The organism is Pectobacterium punjabense, from assembly GCF_012427845.1.
Lineage (GTDB): Bacteria > Pseudomonadota > Gammaproteobacteria > Enterobacterales > Enterobacteriaceae > Pectobacterium > Pectobacterium punjabense.
In genome coordinates this window covers 3,147,014-3,165,493 of record NZ_CP038498.1, presented here as the reverse complement: position 1 = coordinate 3,165,493, position 18,480 = coordinate 3,147,014, and the positions used below count along the sequence as shown (strand labels likewise).

At 51.2% G+C, this 18,480-nt stretch carries 15 protein-coding genes; 12 read left to right on the top strand and 3 right to left on the bottom strand.

Features of this window, described 5'->3' with window-relative positions; translation table 11 throughout:
* Positions 1 to 74 precede the first annotated feature (74 nt).
* Positions 75 to 1,277, bottom strand: coding sequence for an acetate kinase (ackA, locus tag E2566_RS14395; protein ID WP_107170543.1), 1,203 nt, complete (start codon positions 1,275 to 1,277; stop codon positions 75 to 77).
* A gap of 463 nt (positions 1,278 to 1,740) precedes the next feature.
* Between ackA and yfbV the strand changes: the two genes are divergently transcribed.
* From yfbV to E2566_RS14375, 4 genes are all read left to right on the top strand, one after another.
* On the top strand, positions 1,741 to 2,199 hold the full coding sequence (gene yfbV, locus E2566_RS14390; RefSeq protein WP_107170542.1) for a terminus macrodomain insulation protein YfbV: 459 nt from the start codon (positions 1,741 to 1,743) through the stop codon (positions 2,197 to 2,199).
* 165 nt (positions 2,200 to 2,364) lie between these two features.
* Positions 2,365 to 2,859, top strand: a complete 495-nt coding sequence (locus E2566_RS14385; protein WP_005969861.1) for a YfbU family protein — start codon at positions 2,365 to 2,367, stop codon at positions 2,857 to 2,859.
* 21 nt (positions 2,860 to 2,880) lie between these two features.
* Entirely contained in the window at positions 2,881 to 3,537 is a 657-nt protein-coding gene (locus E2566_RS14380) for a sugar phosphatase (protein WP_107170541.1), read from the top strand.
* A 178-nt stretch (positions 3,538 to 3,715) separates the two neighbouring features.
* Positions 3,716 to 5,548 carry an SLC13 family permease gene (locus E2566_RS14375; RefSeq protein WP_107170540.1) on the top strand — a complete coding sequence of 611 codons (1,833 nt, stop codon included), beginning with the start codon at positions 3,716 to 3,718 and terminating at the stop codon, positions 5,546 to 5,548.
* Between the two features lie 28 nt (positions 5,549 to 5,576).
* Here E2566_RS14375 and yfbR read toward each other — a convergent pair whose 3' ends face one another.
* Both yfbR and E2566_RS14365 read right to left on the bottom strand, forming a co-directional pair.
* The gene (gene yfbR / locus E2566_RS14370; protein WP_107170539.1) at positions 5,577 to 6,176 is read right to left on the bottom strand and encodes a 5'-deoxynucleotidase; all 600 of its coding nucleotides are present in this window, start codon (positions 6,174 to 6,176) and stop codon (positions 5,577 to 5,579) included.
* A gap of 143 nt (positions 6,177 to 6,319) precedes the next feature.
* Positions 6,320 to 7,534, bottom strand: coding sequence for a pyridoxal phosphate-dependent aminotransferase (locus E2566_RS14365; RefSeq protein ID WP_014916029.1), 1,215 nt, complete (start codon positions 7,532 to 7,534; stop codon positions 6,320 to 6,322).
* A gap of 500 nt (positions 7,535 to 8,034) precedes the next feature.
* Between E2566_RS14365 and lrhA the strand changes: the two genes are divergently transcribed.
* The 8 genes from lrhA to nuoH all read left to right on the top strand — a co-directional run bounded on the left by lrhA (position 8,035) and on the right by nuoH (position 18,469).
* A complete protein-coding gene (gene lrhA / locus E2566_RS14360) occupies positions 8,035 to 8,985 on the top strand; it encodes a transcriptional regulator LrhA (RefSeq protein ID WP_107170551.1) in 951 nt (316 codons plus the stop codon).
* A 675-nt stretch (positions 8,986 to 9,660) separates the two neighbouring features.
* Complete coding sequence (locus E2566_RS14355) at positions 9,661 to 10,101, top strand: NADH-quinone oxidoreductase subunit A (protein ID WP_107170538.1); 441 nt, start codon at positions 9,661 to 9,663, stop codon at positions 10,099 to 10,101.
* A gap of 17 nt (positions 10,102 to 10,118) precedes the next feature.
* Positions 10,119 to 10,793: a NuoB/complex I 20 kDa subunit family protein gene (locus E2566_RS14350; RefSeq protein WP_005969846.1), complete on the top strand. Its 675-nt coding sequence runs from the start codon at positions 10,119 to 10,121 to the stop codon at positions 10,791 to 10,793.
* A gap of 97 nt (positions 10,794 to 10,890) precedes the next feature.
* Positions 10,891 to 12,690, top strand: coding sequence for an NADH-quinone oxidoreductase subunit C/D (gene nuoC, locus E2566_RS14345; protein WP_107170537.1), 1,800 nt, complete (start codon positions 10,891 to 10,893; stop codon positions 12,688 to 12,690).
* 2 nt (positions 12,691 to 12,692) lie between these two features.
* Positions 12,693 to 13,238 (top strand): NADH-quinone oxidoreductase subunit NuoE, encoded by a 546-nt coding sequence (gene nuoE, locus E2566_RS14340; RefSeq protein ID WP_005969842.1) that lies wholly within the window; start codon positions 12,693 to 12,695, stop codon positions 13,236 to 13,238.
* Positions 13,235 to 14,584 (top strand): NADH-quinone oxidoreductase subunit NuoF, encoded by a 1,350-nt coding sequence (gene nuoF, locus E2566_RS14335; RefSeq protein WP_039298412.1) that lies wholly within the window; start codon positions 13,235 to 13,237, stop codon positions 14,582 to 14,584. The genes nuoE and nuoF overlap by 4 nt, the downstream gene beginning before the upstream one ends.
* 187 nt (positions 14,585 to 14,771) lie before the next feature.
* Complete coding sequence (gene nuoG, locus E2566_RS14330; protein WP_107170536.1) at positions 14,772 to 17,498, top strand: NADH-quinone oxidoreductase subunit NuoG; 2,727 nt, start codon at positions 14,772 to 14,774, stop codon at positions 17,496 to 17,498.
* Positions 17,495 to 18,469, top strand: a complete 975-nt coding sequence (gene nuoH, locus E2566_RS14325; protein ID WP_107170535.1) for an NADH-quinone oxidoreductase subunit NuoH — start codon at positions 17,495 to 17,497, stop codon at positions 18,467 to 18,469. Before nuoG ends, nuoH begins: the two co-directional genes overlap by 4 nt.
* Positions 18,470 to 18,480 lie beyond the last annotated feature (11 nt).

The window sequence follows — 18,480 nt, the reverse complement described above, 5'->3', positions numbered from 1 at the left end:
AACCTCTTTACGGTTGCTCGTTAGTCAAAAACAACACCGTCAGCCTTGGCTGACGGTGTTGGGAGTTACGTGTTTTACGCAGTCAGACGGTAAGCGTCTTCGGCGATGACCAATTCTTCATTGGTCGGGATAACCAGCGCCGGACGGGTGCCATCTTTAGCGATGTTGCCACCTTTACCAAAGCGTGCCGCCAGGTTGCGTTCGTGGTCGACGTCAAAGCCCAGCAGACCCAGTTTTTTCAGCGACAGTTCGCGAACCATTGCTGCGTTTTCACCGATACCACCCGTGAAGATGACGGCATCCAGACGACCTTCCATCAGCGCAGCGTAAGAACCGATGTATTTAGCCAAGCGGTGGCAGTAAACGTCCATTGCACGTTTTGCGTCTGCTTTCGTCTCGTAGTTATCTTCAACGTAGCGGCAGTCGCTGGTCACTTCAGTCAGACCCAACAGACCAGATTCTTTGGTCATCAGCGTGTTGATGCGCTCGATGTCCATGCCCAGTGCGTCGTGCAGGTGGAAAATGACAGCCGGGTCGATATCGCCACAGCGTGTACCCATCACCAGACCTTCCAGCGGAGTCAGACCCATAGAGGTGTCGACGCATTCGCCGTTACGAATTGCAGTAACGGAACCACCGTTGCCCAGATGGCAAGTGATGACGTTCAGCTCTTCTACTGGTTTGTTCAGCACTTTAGCGGCTTCACGAGAAACAAAGTAGTGGCTGGTTCCGTGGAAGCCGTAGCGACGGATGTGGTTTTCTTTATACAATTTGTACGGCAGTGCATAAAGGTAGGATTCTTCCGGCATGGTCTGGTGGAACGCGGTGTCGAAAACAGCAACGTTTTTATCAGCCAGGTGCGGGAAAGATTTCAGTGCTTCATCGATACCGATCAGATGCGCTGGGTTGTGCAGAGGTGCAAAAGGTACGGAATCTTTGATACCCTGAAGAACATCATCAGTAATGATCGCGGATTGGGTGAACTTCTCACCGCCGTGAACGATACGGTGACCGATAGCAACCAACTGAGCAGACAGCTCTGGCTTCTGAGACAGAATGGTGTTGACGATGAAGTTCAGCGCTTCGCTGTGAGCTGCACCGGCACCCAGTTCGGCGTCGTGTTTACCGCCGTCCATTTTCCATTTGATGCGGGCTTCAGGCAGGTTGAAACATTCGGCTAAACCAGACAGGTACTCTTCTCCGTTAATCGCATCGATGATGGCGAATTTCAGGGATGAACTACCGCAGTTAAGAACCAGTACTAACTTACTCGACATGGAAGTACCTACTTGTTATACATGGTTAAAAAAATGTCATACAGGGCATAGCGTATCGCATGCCGCCGCTGGCATTTATGATTAACATCATGCCTTGGTGTGATACACCAGACACGATGATGAATAAGGGTCGATACTATGATGTATACCGGATAATCGGTACACCATAATCGCTACAACTAATCTCTATAACTAATCTTTATAACAACGTGGCATCGACCTGATGTAAACCGCAGCTTTTAAAGCGATGATAACCGCGTTATGGCCGTTGGCTGCGCTTATGTCGCAAAGGGAATTATACTCCCTGCGTGTAGTCATACTACTTTAGGTATACAGCGGCCAAAAGGCCGATCTAGGATACCGATAGCGTAGGGTAAACACAAAATATATTTTAACCTTATCAACTTGAGTTGTTGATTTGTGCAAAAGTTTTATTTTTTATCTGTAAAGTTGAGGTGTGGCTATGGCGACGAAACCAGACAGTAGAATTAGTTGGCTACAGTTACTCCAACGTGGGCAGCATTACATGAAGACATGGCCAGCAGAAAAGCAGTTGGCACCCCTATTCCCCGAAAACCGCGTGGCGCGAGCGACGCGGTTCGGCATTCGCATCATGCCGCCACTGGCGGTGTTTACCTTAACGTGGCAGATTGCGCTTGGTGGCCAGCTCGGCCCGGCCATCGCCACCGCGCTTTTTGCCTGTAGCCTGCCGTTACAGGGCCTGTGGTGGCTTGGCCGCCGTTCTGTTACGCCTTTACCACCAACGCTGGCACAGTGGTTCCATGAGATTCGCCATAAACTTGCGGAATCAGGACAGGCACTCGCTCCGCTGGAGGAGGAAGCGCCAACTTACCAAGCGTTGGCGGATGTGCTGAAGCGTGCATTTAAGCAGCTTGATAAAACCTTCCTTGATGATTTGTGATCGGCGTCAGGCTGTGTGCGGGTTGATGGCTATTTTGTTCTTTCCCCTGTTTCAAATCAAAGAAGCGGTGGCTACCGCTATCGTGACACGATTCAGTATGCGATTCTGCGGGTAATACCTATTTAGCGACATTGGCTTACACCAAAGAGGGTTCAGGAGAGCAACATGGAAATGACGAATGCCCAGAGATTGATCCTTTCAAACCAATACAAAATGATGACGATGCTCGATCCAGATAACGCTGAGCGCTATCGTCGGCTACAAACGATCATCGAGCGTGGTTACGGTTTGCAGATGCGGGAGTTAGACCGTGAGTTTGGTGAGCTGACGGAAGAAGTTTGCCGTACCATTATTAACGTCATGGAAATGCATCATGCTTTGCAGGTGTCATGGACCAATCTGAAAGATAAGCAGGATTTGGATGAGCGACGTCTGACCTTCCTGGGTTTTGATGCGGCAACGGAAGCGCGTTATCTGGGCTTTGTACGCTTCATGGTACATGTTGAAGGTCGTTACCCTCACTTTGATGCGGGTACGCATGGTTTTAACGCGCAGACAAAAATGTGGGAAAAATACAACAGAATGCTGGCTGTTTGGCAATCCTGCCCGCGTCAGTATCACTTGAGTGCGGTTGAGATCGCACAGATCATCAACGCCTGATTAATGAAAAAGGGGCTTTCTGTGGAGTGTAAAGGTTTTCTGTTCGACCTCGATGGTACGCTGGTTGATTCACTGCCTGCTGTAGAACGTGCATGGATTAACTGGGCAAAAGATCACGATATTGAACCACAGGAAGTACTGGATTTTATTCACGGCAAGCAGGCAATCACGTCCTTGCGCCACTTTCTTCAGGGGCAGAGCGAAGAAACGATTCAACAGGAGTTCGATGCGCTGGAGAAAACGGAAGCTTCTGACACACAAGGTATTGTTGCAATGCCAGGGGCGAAGGCGCTGTTGGAACGGTTGGATGCTTTGGATATTCCTTGGGCAATTGTGACATCCGGCACCGTACCGATTGCCAGCGCGCGTCATCATCGTGGAGAACTCCCTGCTCCTCGCGCTTTTATTACGGCGGAGCAGGTTGCCAAAGGTAAACCTAACCCTGATGCTTATTTACTTGGTGCACAGCAGTTAGGGTTGAAACCGGAAGAATGTGTCGTTGTTGAAGATGCGCCCGCAGGGGTGTTATCGGGTCTGGCGGCGGGCTGTAAGGTTATTGCAGTGAAAGCACCAGCGGATACGCCGAAGCTGGATCAGGTCGATCTGGTGCTTGATTCGTTGGAGCAGATAGAAATAGAGAAATCACAAAGTGGCGTTAAGGTACTTCTGCGCCAATAGCTCGTCTGTAATATAATGACAAAACTGTGACTAAATATGATCAAACCTCGCATCCGCGAGGTTTTTTTTATGGCAGACTATATCCGTCATACTTCAAGCTGCATGGGTGTTAGCTTCCTTATCTATGGCATGCTGAATCTACACCTTTCACTCTGTATTTTCCGTCAGGGGAACCGTTTTGAATAGCGAACTTCTCTGGGTTTTATCCCTGTTGCTGATCGCCATTGTGTTGTTTACCACCAATAAATTACGCATGGACGTCGTAGCGCTGTTGGTCATTATCGCGTTTGTACTGAGCGGTACGCTGACGCTATCTGAAGCGCTGGTGGGGTTCAGCGATCCTAATGTGATCCTGATTGCTGCCCTGTTTGTGATTGGTGAAGGGTTAGTTCGTACTGGTGTCGCTTATCAGGTCGGGGACTGGCTGGTTCGCGTTGCGGGTAGCAGCGAAATGAAGATGCTGATCTTACTGATGGTCACTGTTGCGCTGCTAGGGGCTTTCATGAGTTCCACCGGCGTTGTCGCGATTTTTATTCCCGTGGTACTGAGTGTTTCTGCGCGGATGAAAATTTCCCCTGGAAGGCTGATGATGCCGCTGAGTTTCGCTGGGTTGATTAGCGGCATGATGACGCTGGTGGCGACGCCGCCGAATATGGTAGTGAGCAGCGAGCTGATGCGCGACGGTGTCGCGGGCTTTGGGTTCTTCAGCGTGACACCGATAGGGATGGTTGCCCTGTTGCTAGGCGTGGCCTATATGATGGTGGCACGTTACTGGCTTGGTGACGCTGAGACAGCAACAGCAAAAGAGATGTGGAAGAGAAGAACGTTTCGCGATCTGATCCGTGATTACCGATTGACGGGCAGGGCACGCCGATTGGCAATTCGCCCAGGATCGCCTTTTATCGGCCATCGTCTGGACGATTTACGTCTGCGCCAACGCTTTGGGGCGAATGTGGTCGGGATTGAGCGCTGGCGTAAATTCCGCCGCGTGATGATCAGCGTAGCTGGCAATACCGAACTTCGCCTGAATGATGTGCTGCTGATCGATATGTCGGCATCTGAGGTGGATTTGCGCGAATTTTGCACCTCGCAGCGGCTTGAACCGATGGTACTACGCGGTGAGTATTTCTCTGAGCAGGCGCGTGATGTGGGGATGGCGGAAGTGTCTTTGATCCCCGATTCCGAGCTGCTGGGAAAAACGCTCTACGACGTTGGATTCCGTAGCCGCTATGGCCTGAGCGTCGTAGGGATTCGTCGGGCGGGTGAAGCAATGGAGGGTATCCTCGCTGATGAGCCGCTCCAGCTCGGTGATATTCTGCTGGTGATGGGGGACTGGCGTATGATCCGGCAGTTGCACACGCAGAAAAATGACTTTCTTTTGCTCAATCTTCCTGCCGAAGTGGATGATGTCGCCCCTGCGGTGAGTCAGGCTCCGCACGCGTTGTTTTGTCTGGCGCTGATGGTAGCGATGATGCTGACGGATGAAATACCGAATGCGGTTGCTGCGCTGATCGCCTGTTTACTGATGGGCAAATTCCGCTGCATCGACATGGAAGGTGCCTATCGAGCTATCCACTGGCCGAGTATTATTCTCATCGTCGGGATGATGCCGTTTGCATTGGCGTTGCAGCAAACTGGCGGTGTTGCGCTGATTGTTAAGGGGCTGATGGATGTTGCCGGGAATGCCGGGCCACATGTGATGCTGGTGTGCTTATTCGTGCTATGTGCCGTGATTGGCCTGTTTATTTCCAACACGGCGACGGCGGTGTTGATGGCGCCCATTGCGATCGCCGCAGCGAAGCAAATGGGCGTGTCACCTTATCCCTTTGCGATGATCATCGCCGTTGCGGCATCTGCCGCATTTATGACGCCCGTATCATCACCGGTTAATACATTGGTACTGGGGCCGGGCGGTTATAAATTTGGGGACTTTGTACGTATTGGCGTCCCCTTTACCGTACTGGTGATGCTTGTCAGCGTGGTGATGGTGCCGTGGCTGTATCCGTTCTAAGTGTTCCAGCCGCTATAGCAGACGCGTGTTATAACGGAGAGTCTTGACTGATTTCGTCGAGCGACAGGCTGAAGCTGGGAACGAACACCGTCATGAAATAGTCCATTTCCGGGCTGTGGCGCAGTTGCAATGTTTTTTCCAGCCGTGCCTTAGCAAGCGTGAATTCCGCGTTACCCGCGGATAATTCTTCCAGGCATTTCAGGTAGGCGCAGAGCGCGTCTGCCTGTTTAACGATGGCGCGCTCTTCCTCACTGGTATAGTTGTCATCCAGCAGCATCCGATAATCCTGCTGTAACTCTTCTGGCAGCATTTCGATCAGCTTCTGCTGGGCAATTTTCTCTATCTTCTTATACTCATGCGCGATCTGCGCATTGTAGTACTTGATCGGCGTCGGCATGTCGCCTGTCAGCACCTCGCTGGCATCATGATACATCGCCAGTAGCGCAATGCGCTCTACGTTCAGGTTGCCCCCGAATTTGCGGTTTTTGATAACCGCCAGCGCGTGAGCGACAAAGGCGACTTGAAGGCTGTGTTCGGAGACGTTTTCCGTACGCACGTTGCGCATTAGTGGCCAACGGCTGATGAGTTTTAGACGGGATAAGTGGGCGAAAAAGTGGCTCTGATTCATTGAGATCTCTCAGGCAACAGCACGGTGGAATAGCAATATCGTGGGTATCTATTGTGAGCACTTGCCGAAGATTATGCAAACGAAGGTCTGGTTTTCGCCGGGCGACGATCGCCCGGCGATGGTAGGATCGTTTAGTGCTGGGCTTATTGGTGATAGTGTCCCAGAAAACGCCCTAATTTGTGAATTGCCATGTCCAGTTCATCAATACGCGGTAGCGTGACGATGCGTACGTGATCTGGGTAAGGCCAGTTAAAAGCGGTTCCCTGAACCAGCAACACTTTTTCCTGTAACAGAAGATCCAACACCAGTTTTTGGTCGTCATGGATATTAAAGCGCTTGGCGTCAATACGCGGGAACATATAGAGCGCGCCGCGTGGTTTTACGCACGACACGCCGGGGATCTGGTTGATCAATTCCCAGGAGCGGTTGCGCTGTTCGTACAGGCGTCCGCCGGGTTGAATAAATTCACTGATGCTTTGATATCCCCCCAAGGCGGTCTGAATCGCATGCTGCATGGGTACGTTGGCACACAACCGCATTGAGGCCAGCATTTCCAACCCTTCAATATAGCCTTTGGCGTGTTTTTTCGGGCCGTTTAATACCATCCAGCCTTGGCGGAAACCTGCCACACGGTATGTCTTGGACAGTCCGTTGAACGTGACTGTCAACAAGTCTGGTGCCAGAGCGGCAATCGAGTGATGTTGCGCATCGTCATACAGAATTTTGTCGTAAATTTCGTCGGCGAAAATGATCAGGTTGTGCTCGCGCGCGATAGCCACGATATCCAGCAGTAGCTCTTTGCTGTAGACCGCACCCGTCGGGTTGTTCGGGTTGATGATGACAATACCGCGAGTATTCGAGGTGATCTTTTTGCGGATATCATCCAGATCGGGGAACCAATCAGAAGACTCATCACAAAGGTAGTGGACGGCATTGCCGTTAGATAGGGAAACTGCCGCAGTCCAGAGTGGATAATCTGGTGCGGGAACCAGCATTTCATCACCTGGGTTGAGTAGCGCCTGCATAGATTGCACGATGAGTTCGGAAACACCGTTGCCGATATAGACGTCTTCAACCGTAATATCGCGCATATCCCGCGCCTGATAGTGCTGAACGATGGCCTTACGGGCGGAATAGAGCCCCTTGGAATCACAGTAGCCCTGTGCGGTTGGCAGGTTACGGATGACATCGACCAGAATTTCGTCCGGTGCCTCAAAGCCGAAGGGCGCAGGGTTGCCAATATTCAGTTTAAGGACCTTATTGCCTTCTTCTTCAAGCCGCTTGGCTTCCTTTAGAACTGGGCCACGGATGTCATAGCATACGTTCTCCAGTTTTTTGGATTTTTCAATCGGAGACATAAATAGTACGAACCTTTTGCAGAGAGCGCATATTCCCATGCGGAATAGCATAACCCGCTTAATGTACTCCTCCTAAAGTGCCTTTTGAAGAATGATTATCGCTTTTGCTGCAAATGATTGCGCATCTGCACTATATGGTTGTGTACTCGTTGGATGGTGCGATATGGTAGGGGGCAGACAGCAGTTCAGGACGCATTTTTTAGTGCAAGAATAGGGTGACAAGGATTGCTCGTTTATTTACGTGTAGAACGTCTTTATTTCGCAGAATGAAATAAAGAGAAAGTGCCGTTGTTATTGAATAAAGGATTAAGGCTGGTGAGCCATTTAATTATGTGATGTCTTACCAATCGAAAGGCGATAGGGGTAACGAAATATAAGTATTTTTTTGCCCTTATCGTGCGTCTGCGATAGTGTCTTTAAATGTATCGGCCATTACCCGTACATGTAATAAAACACCAGGAATATTTTGTTAAAATTAAAATAGATAAGTGAAAAATCGTATGACCAGTGCAAATCGACCAGTACTTAATCTCGATCTTGATTTACTGAGGACGTTTGTTGCCGTTGCAGATTTAAATACATTTGCAGCGGCGGCGGCCGCCGTCAATCGGACTCAATCGGCAGTCAGCCAGCAGATGCAGCGGCTGGAGCAACTCATCGGAAAGGAGCTTTTTGCCCGACACGGGCGTAATAAATTGCTGACCGAACACGGTATACAGTTTCTAGGTTATGCCAGAAAAATATTACAATTCAATGATGAAGCCTGTATTTCATTAATGTACAGTGATATTCAAGGCACGCTAACTATCGGGGCGTCTGATGATACGGCAGACACTATCCTGCCTTATATTTTACATCGGGTGACCTCTGTATTTCCTAAACTCTCCGTCAATGTCAGCGTAAAACGTAGTGCTGAAATGATGGACATGTTGAATCAGGGGAAAATAGATCTGGTTATTACCACAATGAACGGTGTGGTGTTTCCGCATGTGTTATTACGTAGTTCCCCGACGTTATGGTATTGCGCGGCAGATTACCAGTTCAGAGCGAATGAACCTATTCCTCTGGTTGTGCTGGATGAACCAAGCCCTTTCCGCTCGTTGGCCACGCAGCAACTGACAGCCGCAGGGATTCCCTGGAGAATCGCCTATGTGGCTTCAACGCTCTCTGCTGTGCGCGCCGCAGTGAAGGCCGGCATGGGGATCACCGTACGCTCGGTGGAAATGATGAGTCCGGAACTGCGGGTGCTGGGTGAAGAGGAAGGGTTGCCGAGATTGCCTGAAACCCGTTATTTTCTCTGTCAGAATCCTAACCAGGAGAATGAACTGGCGACGGCAATTTTCAATGTGATTGAATCAGGGAAGCCTTCTCACATTACGCCTGTCAGCATGTTGGCAAACAGTGCGGATGGAATGCTGTCTTCCGATTCGTCGCTGAAGGATGTGATCTAATCGTAATGGGTAGTTAATTATCATTCGGGGAGGGTAGGGATGCACCCCGAATGATGATGATTTATGACTAATGTGTTAAACCCGCGTAGACAGGGTCTGATTGACCCCATTTCCCCAGTTTTCTCCCTCTTTGCGTTTTCCATTTGGCATCAATAGGCTAGGCGTGGCGATATAGGGCATATTTTGTTTTTATAAAACAATGGTTCTATTTTTTTAAAATTATGTTATGGAGAATGATGTCCAGCCTTGCCTTGAATCAGTGTGGTTTTTTTACTAACTAAATTGGTAAAAATGTGTGCTGGATCAAAAAATACCCCTAATAACCACATGGGGGAACAGGCATTTTCTGTGAAAATGGTATAGTGACGCTGCAAACTTGCTTTCTGTGTCGCTGCGCTCTGGTTAACTGACGAAGGCACTGACTCGATTTAGCTACGAGTGAGAACACAAAATGTTAACAAAACAGCGTGCATGTAAAGTAATGTACTGTTATTTTTAGTAAGGTTGAAAAAAAGGTTACAAATTTGGGGCTCAACCATACCAAGCAAGGCTTACCTGATACGTTTCCGTGCTTTTTTGTGGTTATTAATCCTTCCTTTTAATCGATGTGGCGCATTAACTGCCGATAACAGAGCAGAGATATTACCCGCCACTTTTGATGAGTAAGCAAAGAGAATGTCAACAACTACTGAAATCCTCGCCCATCATTGGGCTTTTGCGCTATTCCTTATCATTGCCGTAGGCCTGTGCGTTTTCATGCTGACCGGTGGGTTCTTGCTGGGTGGGAGAGCCAGAGCCAGGGCCAAAAACGTACCTTATGAATCCGGGATTGACTCCGTGGGTTCAGCGCGGCTACGTCTGTCTGCTAAATTTTATCTTGTCGCTATGTTCTTCGTTATCTTCGACGTTGAGGCCCTCTATCTTTACGCTTGGGCGGTGTCTATCAAAGAAAGCGGCTGGATAGGCTTCATTGAAGCAACCATTTTCATTTTGGTGCTGTTGGCTGGTTTGGTTTATCTGGTTCGTGTTGGGGCACTTGACTGGACCCCGGTTCGATCCAAGAGACAAGTTGTTAAATCAGACATCATCAACACTACCAACACTCATCCGCAGTAACAGCGAGGCATTTTAAGATGGACTATACGCTCACCCGCATAGAGCCGGACGGTGAGAATGACCGTTATCCCCTGCAACGTCAGGAGATCGTTTCCGACCCTCTGGAGCAACATGTTCACCGCAGTGTCTACATGGGCAAACTGGAACATGCATTACACGATACGGTGAACTGGGGTCGTCAGAATTCCCTGTGGCCGTATAACTTTGGTCTTTCCTGTTGCTATGTAGAGATGGTGACGTCATTTACCGCCGTTCATGACGTTGCACGTTTTGGTGCTGAGGTTCTGCGTGCGTCGCCACGTCAGGCTGACTTCATGGTAGTAGCGGGGACTTGCTTTACCAAAATGGCCCCTGTTATTCAGCGTCTGTACGAGCAAATGCTTGAGCCTAAATGGGTTATCTCCATGGGCGCGTGTGCTAACTCCGGCGGTATGTACGATATCTATTCCGTTGTTCAGGGCGTAGATAAATTCCTGCCCGTTGATGTGTACATTCCGGGCTGCCCTCCGCGCCCAGAAGCTTACATGCAAGCGCTGTTGTTGCTGAAAGAATCCATCGGTAAAGAACGCCGTCCTCTGTCATGGGTGGTAGGTGAACAGGGCGTTTACCGCGCCAATATGCAATCTGAGCGTGAGCGCAAACGCGGCGAACGAATCGCAGTGACCAACCTGCGCTCGCCTGATGAGATTTGACCTGTAGATGATAAACCCGGTGACCGTGTAATACCCGATAATAGTGTGCGGTCATTATCAGATGCAGAAATAGCACATTTAATGTGGTGACATATTTATGACAGATTTAACGACACACGATCTCGCTCAGCCAGGCTGGCAAACCCGCGATCACCTTAGCGATCCGGTCGTTGGCGAACTGTGTAACCGTTTTGGACCAGATGCATTTACTGTACAGGCAACCCGCACAGGTATCCCGGTGGTGTGGGTCAAGCGTGAGCAATTACTGGATGTTGTCGCATTCCTGAAAAAACAGCCGAAGCCTTATGTCATGCTGTTTGACCTGCACGGTATGGATGAACGTTTGCGCACCCATCGTGAAGGTTTACCTGCCGCCGACTACTCCGTCTTTTACCACTTAATTTCCATTGAGCGTAATCGCGACATTATGCTCAAAGTCGCGCTGGCTGAGAATGACCTGCATTTACCGACCGTAACCAAACTTTTCCCGAATGCCAACTGGTATGAGCGGGAAACGTGGGAGATGTTCGGCATGACCTTCGATGGTCACCCAAACCTGACGCGCATCATGATGCCGCAGACGTGGGAAGGGCATCCACTGCGTAAAGATTATCCAGCGCGTGCGACCGAGTTCGATCCTTTCGAGCTGACTAAGCAGAAAGAAGATCTGGAAATGGAAGCGCTGACGTTCAAACCCGAAGAATGGGGTATGAAGCGCGGCACTGAGAATGAGGACTTCATGTTCCTCAACCTTGGTCCGAACCACCCGTCTTCACACGGTGCTTTCCGTATTATCCTGCAATTGGATGGTGAAGAAATTGTCGACTGCGTGCCTGATGTGGGTTACCACCATCGTGGCGCAGAGAAAATGGGTGAGCGTCAATCCTGGCATAGCTACATTCCTTATACTGACCGTATTGAATACCTTGGCGGCTGCGTTAACGAGATGCCGTATGTACTGGCCGTTGAGAAACTGGCGGGTATCGAGGTACCGGATCGTGTGAAAACGATTCGTGTGATGCTGTCTGAGCTGTTCCGTATTAATAGCCACCTGCTGTATATCAGTACCTATATTCAGGACGTCGGTGCGATGACACCGGTGTTCTTTGCGTTTACTGACCGCCAGAAAATTTACGATTTAGTTGAAGCGATTACCGGCTTCCGTATGCACCCAGCCTGGTTCCGTATTGGCGGTGTGGCGCACGATCTGCCACGCGGTTGGGAACGCCTGCTGCGGGAATTCCTCGACTGGATGCCGAGCCGTTTGGATACCTACGTTAAAGCCGCGTTGCAGAACACCATTCTGAAAGGCCGTACTCAGGGCGTTGCCGCTTACAATGCGAAAGAAGCATTGGAATGGGGGGTAACGGGGGCGGGTCTGCGTGCTACAGGCATCGGTTTCGACGTGCGTAAATGGCGTCCATATTCTGGCTATGAAAACTTTGACTTTGAAGTTCCAGTCGGCGACGGCATCAGCGATTGCTATAGCCGCGTTATGCTAAAAGTTGAAGAACTGCGTCAGAGCCTGCGTATTCTGGATCAATGTCTCAAGAACATGCCGGAAGGGCCGTTCAAAGCGGATCACCCACTGACGACGCCGCCACCAAAAGAGCGCACGTTGCAGCATATCGATACGCTGATTAACCACTTCCTTCAGGTTTCCTGGGGACCGGTTATGCCTGCCAATGAATCATTCCAGATGGTTGAGGCAACAAAAGGTATCAACAGCTATTACCTGACCAGTGACGGCGGCACGATGAGCTACCGTACCCGTATTCGCACGCCGAGCTATGCGCATTTGCAACAGATTCCTTCTGTAATTCGCGGATGTCTGGTATCCGATTTGATCGTTTACCTCGGCAGTATTGATTTCGTAATGTCAGATGTGGACCGCTAACTATGCATGATCACAACAATCACGATCATATTGACGCTCTGGGACAACCGGCTGCCGATTCGCTGACAAAAGAAAGCACTTTTGTATTGAGTGACGCCGAACGTGACGCCATTGAGCACGAAAAACATCACTATGAAGATGCACGCGCCGCATCAATTGAAGCGCTGAAAATTGTGCAAAAAGAACGCGGTTGGGTGCCGGATGGGGCTATCCACGCGATTGCCGACTTGCTGGGTATCCCTGCCAGTGATGTGGAAGGCGTGGCTACGTTCTACAGCCAGATTTATCGCCAGCCTGTCGGACGCCACATTATTCGCTATTGCGACAGCGTTGTGTGCCACATCAATGGTTATCAGGGCGTTCAGGCTGCGCTGGAGCGTAAGCTCAGCATTAAACCGGGACAGACAACGTTCGATGGGCGTTTCACGCTGTTGCCGACCTGCTGCCTGGGGAACTGTGATAAAGGGCCGTCAATGATGATTGATGACGATACCCACAGCCATGTGACGCCGGAAGGTATTGAAACGTTATTGGAGCAGTATCAATGAGTAAAGACATTGTTCTGACGGCTGAGCAGCATCCTCTGACCTGGCGTTTACGCGCAGACAAACAGCCAGTGTGGCTGGATGAATACCGCAGCAAAAACGGCTATGTCGCCGCGCAAAAAGCGTTAACGGGCATGGCACAGGATGAAGTGGTCTCACTGGTTAAAGACGCTGGCCTAAAAGGGCGTGGCGGTGCGGGCTTCTCAACAGGCTTGAAGTGGAGCCTGATGCCGAAAGACGAAAGCATGAACATCCGCTACCTGCTGTGTAACGCGGATGAGATGGAGCCGGGTACTTATAAAGACCGCCTGCTGATGGAGCAAGAGCCTCATCTGCTGGTTGAAGGCATGCTAATCAGCGCGTTTGCACTGAAAGCCTATCGTGGCTACATCTTCCTGCGTGGTGAATACATCGAAGCTGCGGTTCACCTGCGTCGCGCAATTGAAGAAGCGAAAGCCGCTGGCTTGCTGGGCAAGAATATTTTGGGCAGCGGTTTTGATTTCGAGCTGTTCGTGCATACGGGCGCGGGGCGTTACATCTGCGGTGAAGAAACTGCACTGATTAACTCGTTGGAAGGCCGTCGTGCCAACCCACGCTCCAAGCCGCCATTCCCAGCGTCTGCGGGTGTTTGGGGTAAGCCGACCTGCGTCAACAACGTGGAAACACTGTGTAACGTACCGGCAATTATCGAGCACGGTGCGGCGTGGTATCAGGGGTTATCTGCGGGTAAAAGTAAAGATGCAGGCACGAAACTGATGGGTTTCTCTGGCCGCGTCAAGAATCCGGGCCTGTGGGAACTGCCTTTCGGTACTACGGCGCGTGAGATTCTGGAAGACTACGCGGGCGGCATGCGCGATGGTCTGAAGCTGAAAGCCTGGCAGCCGGGCGGTGCAGGCACGGATTTCCTGACGGAAAGTCACCTCGATCTACCCATGGATTTTGAGCACATTGCGAAAGCAGGTAGCCGTATGGGTACTGCGCTGGCGATGGCTGTCGATCATGAGATCAATATGGTTTCGTTGACGCGTAATCTCGAAGAGTTCTTCGCTCGCGAATCCTGTGGCTGGTGTACGCCATGCCGTGATGGTTTGCCGTGGAGCGTGAAGATTTTACGTGCGCTGGAGAATGGCGAAGGCCAGCCTGGCGATATCGAAACGCTAGAGCAGCTTTGCCGCTTCCTCGGACCGGGTAACACCTTCTGTGCGCATGCGCCGGGTGCAGTCGAGCCGCTGCAAAGTGCCATCAAGTATTTCCGGGAAGAATTCGAAGCGGGTATCTCTAAACAGTATTTAGGCAATCTTAAAACGATTGGCGGTATCCAGCCTAACCTGTTGAAAGAGCGCTGGTAAGCTATCGCTTAATACGTGCGAGATGCAGTGAATGTATCCGCAGGGTGGCGCAAATAAGCCACCCTCATAAACCCAATAGACTTCAAGGCGCAGGTAGCCAACGCATTTGCGATTTGAAAGATGAGGGTATACAGAATTTTTGATTAGCGCTCGTGGCAACACGGGCCATTATGGAAGCATGCTGACTATGGCTACTATTCATGTAGACGGCAAAGAGTATGAAGTAAACGGAGCAGACAACCTTCTGGAAGCTTGCCTGACTCTGGGACTTGATATTCCTTACTTTTGCTGGCACCCCGCGCTCGGGAGCGTCGGATCTTGCCGCCTCTGTGCGGTAAAACAGTATCAAAACGCGGAAGATACTCGCGGTCGTCTGGTGATGTCCTGTATGACACCAGCAACCGATGGCGCGTTCATCGCGATCGAAGATGAAGAGGCGAAGCTATTCCGTAAGACGATAGTTGAGTTTCTGATGACCAACCACCCGCACGATTGCCCGGTGTGTGAGGAAGGCGGTAACTGTCATTTGCAGGATATGACGGTGATGACGGGGCAGAACTTCCGTCGCTATCGCTTCACCAAGCGTACCCATCGTAATCAGGATCTCGGGCCGTTTATTTCTCATGAGATGAACCGCTGTATTGCTTGCTATCGCTGCGTTCGTTACTACAAGGATTATGCGGATGGTAAAGATCTCGGTGTTTATGGCGCACACGACAACGTCTATTTCGGTCGCCCGGAAGATGGCACGCTGGAAAGTGAGTTCTCCGGTAACCTGGTTGAAGTGTGCCCTACTGGCGTATTCACCGACAAAACGCATTCCGAGCGCTACAACCGTAAATGGGATATGCAGTTTGCACCGAGCGTTTGCCAACAGTGCAGCGTCGGCTGTAATACCAGCCCCGGTGAACGCTATGGCGAACTGCGTCGTATCGAAAACCGTTTCAACGGTAGCGTAAACCACTATTTCCTGTGTGACCGTGGTCGCTTTGGTTACGGTTATGTCAACCAGAAAGACCGCCCTAACCAGCCGCTGCAACGTCGTGGTAATGACTGGATCGCACTGAATGCCGATCAGGCACTGCAAGGTGCGGCGGATGTGCTGCGTCAGGCGAAGAAAACGATCGGTATCGGTTCGCCGCGTGCCAGCATTGAAAGTAACTTCGCATTACGTGAGCTGGTAGGAGCAGAGAACTTCTACACCGGTATCGCGCAGGAAGAACAAAATCGTCTGCAATTGATTCTGAAAGTGCTACGCGAAAGCGGTGTGAGAACACCGGCGCTGCGTGAGATCGAGGGCTACGACGCAGTTCTGATTCTAGGCGAGGATTTGACGCAGACGGGTGCGCGTATCGCATTGGCCGTTCGTCAAGCCGTTAAAGGCAAAGCCCGCGAAATGGCGGCCGCACAGAAAGTGGCTGACTGGCAGATTGCGGCGATCATGAACATTGGTCAGCATGCCAAGCACCCGCTGTTTGTCACCAACGTAGATAACACCCGCCTGGACGACATTGCGGCATGGAACTATCGTGCACCGGTTGCCGATCAGGCGCGCCTTGGTTTTGCCATTGCGCACGGGCTGGATAGCAGCGCGCCGGCAGTCGCCGATCTGGCTGCGGGGCTTGACCAAAAAGTCGATATCATCGTACAGGCGCTGGCCGGTGCGAAAAAGCCGCTCATCATCTCTGGCACCAATGCTGGCAGCGAAGAGGTGATCTCCGCAGCGGCAAACGTTGCTAAAGCGCTGAAAAATCGTGGCTCTGACGTCGGTATTACCTTTGTTGCACCTGCTGCAAACAGCATCGGGTTGTCAATTATGGGCGGCGGTTCGCTGGACGATGCGCTGGTGCAGTTGGAGAACGGCGAAGCCGACAGCGTGGTGGTTCTGGAGAACGATCTCTATCGCCATGCACCGGTCGCTCGCGTTGATGCTGCACTGGAAAAAGCTGAAAACCTGATTGTGGTCGATCATCAACGTACTCGCATCATGGACAAGGCCAGTATCATCCTGTCTGCTGCCAGCTTCGCTGAAAGCGACGGTACGCTGGTGAATCAGGAAGGCCGCGCTCAGCGTTTCTTCCAGGTTTACGACCCAACGTACTACAACGACAAAGTCGTGATGTTGGAAAGCTGGCGCTGGCTGCATTCGCTGTATATCACCTATAACAGCCGTCAGGTTGACTGGACGCAACTGGATAACGTGATTGACGCGTGTGTTACGGCATTGCCGCAGTTGGCGGCGATTAAAGATGCTGCGCCGGACGCCTCGTTCCGTATTCGTGGGCAGAAACTGTCGCGTTCGCCGATTCGCTCCAGCGGCCGTACTGCAATGCGTGCCAATATCAGCGTGCATGAACCGCGTCAGCCTGTCGACAAAGACACGATGTTTGCCTTCTCAATGGAAGGGAACAACAGCCCAACAGCTAACCGTCAGCAGATTCCGTTTGCCTGGGCACCAGGTTGGAACTCACCGCAAGCCTGGAACAAATTCCAGGACGAAGTGGGCGGACATTTGCGTCATGGCGATCCTGGCGTTCGTATGATCGAAGCCGGAGAAGGTTCGCTGGCGTACTTCGACAACATCCCAGCGGCTTTCGTCCCACAAGCGGGTCAGTGGCGCGTTGCGCCGTATTATCACCTGTTCGGTAGTGACGAAATGTCACAGCGTTCTGACGTGATTCAGCAGCGTATGCCAGAGCCTTACGTGATGGTGAATCCGGCTGATGCGGCGACACTGGGTGTAAACTCGGGGGCGTTGCTGGAATTGACTTGTGCAGGACAAACGCTACGTCTGCCACTGCGCTTAAGTGCGGCATTGAGTCAGGGACAGGTTGGTTTACCGCTGGGCTTGCCGGGTATTGCACCGGTGCTGGCGGGTGCAACCGTTGAAAATCTGCGGGAGGCCGCACAATGAGTTGGTTAACGCCGGAATTAATCGAAATTCTGATCACCGTCGGAAAAGCGATAGTGATTCTGCTGGTTGTCGTGACCTGTGGCGCGTTCATGAGTATGGGTGAGCGTCGACTGCTCGGCCTCTTCCAGGGACGTTATGGACCGAACCGGGTAGGTTGGGGCGGTTCATTGCAGCTTGTTGCTGACATGATCAAAATGTTCTTCAAAGAAGACTGGGTGCCGAATTTCACCGATAAGGTGATCTTCACGCTGGCACCGATGATCGCGTTTACGTCAATGCTGATTGCCTTTGCGATTGTGCCGATCACGCCAACCTGGGGTGTCGCCGATCTGAACATTGGTATCCTGTTCTTCCTGATGATGGCAGGGCTGGCTGTTTATGCGGTGCTGTTTGCCGGTTGGGCGAGTAACAACAAATACTCGCTACTCGGTGCGGTACGTGCTTCCGCTCAGACTGTGAGCTACGAAGTGTTTATCGGTCTGTCACTGATGGGTGTTGTCGCGCAGGCGGGTTCGTTCAACATGCGTGATATCGTCGATTCTCAGGAACATCTGTGGAACGTAATTCCTCAGTTCTTCGGCTTTATTACGTTTGCCATCGCGGGCGTGGCGGTGTGTCACCGCCACCCGTTTGACCAACCTGAAGCTGAACAAGAACTGGCAGATGGTTACCACATTGAATACTCCGGTATGAAATTCGGTCTGTTCTTCGTGGGCGAATATATCGGGATCGTGACCGTTTCCGCGCTGATGGTGACCTTATTCTTCGGTGGCTGGCATGGTCCGTTCTTGCCTCCGTTTGTCTGGTTTGCGCTGAAAACAGGCTTTTTCATGATGATGTTCATCCTGATCCGTGCTTCGTTACCCCGTCCACGTTATGACCAGGTGATGTCTTTCGGTTGGAAAGTCTGTCTGCCGATAACGCTTTTGAATCTGCTGGCGACAGCGGCCGTCATTTTGTACAACGCTTAAGAAGGGGTGAA

Bases quoted from the DNA above. Each gene is read 5' to 3' on its own strand.
- ackA (WP_107170543.1), bottom strand. From the start codon at position 1,277: ATGTCGAGTAAGTTAGTACTGGTTCTTAACTGCGGTAGTTCATCCCTG.
- yfbV (WP_107170542.1), top strand. From the start codon at position 1,741: ATGGCGACGAAACCAGACAGTAGAATTAGTTGGCTACAGTTACTCCAA.
- E2566_RS14385 (WP_005969861.1), top strand. From the start codon at position 2,365: ATGGAAATGACGAATGCCCAGAGATTGATCCTTTCAAACCAATACAAA.
- yfbR (WP_107170539.1), bottom strand. From the start codon at position 6,176: ATGAATCAGAGCCACTTTTTCGCCCACTTATCCCGTCTAAAACTCATC.
- E2566_RS14365 (WP_014916029.1), bottom strand. From the start codon at position 7,534: ATGTCTCCGATTGAAAAATCCAAAAAACTGGAGAACGTATGCTATGAC.
- lrhA (WP_107170551.1), top strand. From the start codon at position 8,035: ATGACCAGTGCAAATCGACCAGTACTTAATCTCGATCTTGATTTACTG.
- E2566_RS14355 (WP_107170538.1), top strand. From the start codon at position 9,661: ATGTCAACAACTACTGAAATCCTCGCCCATCATTGGGCTTTTGCGCTA.
- E2566_RS14350 (WP_005969846.1), top strand. From the start codon at position 10,119: ATGGACTATACGCTCACCCGCATAGAGCCGGACGGTGAGAATGACCGT.
- nuoC (WP_107170537.1), top strand. From the start codon at position 10,891: ATGACAGATTTAACGACACACGATCTCGCTCAGCCAGGCTGGCAAACC.
- nuoE (WP_005969842.1), top strand. From the start codon at position 12,693: ATGCATGATCACAACAATCACGATCATATTGACGCTCTGGGACAACCG.
- nuoF (WP_039298412.1), top strand. From the start codon at position 13,235: ATGAGTAAAGACATTGTTCTGACGGCTGAGCAGCATCCTCTGACCTGG.
- nuoG (WP_107170536.1), top strand. From the start codon at position 14,772: ATGGCTACTATTCATGTAGACGGCAAAGAGTATGAAGTAAACGGAGCA.
- nuoH (WP_107170535.1), top strand. From the start codon at position 17,495: ATGAGTTGGTTAACGCCGGAATTAATCGAAATTCTGATCACCGTCGGA.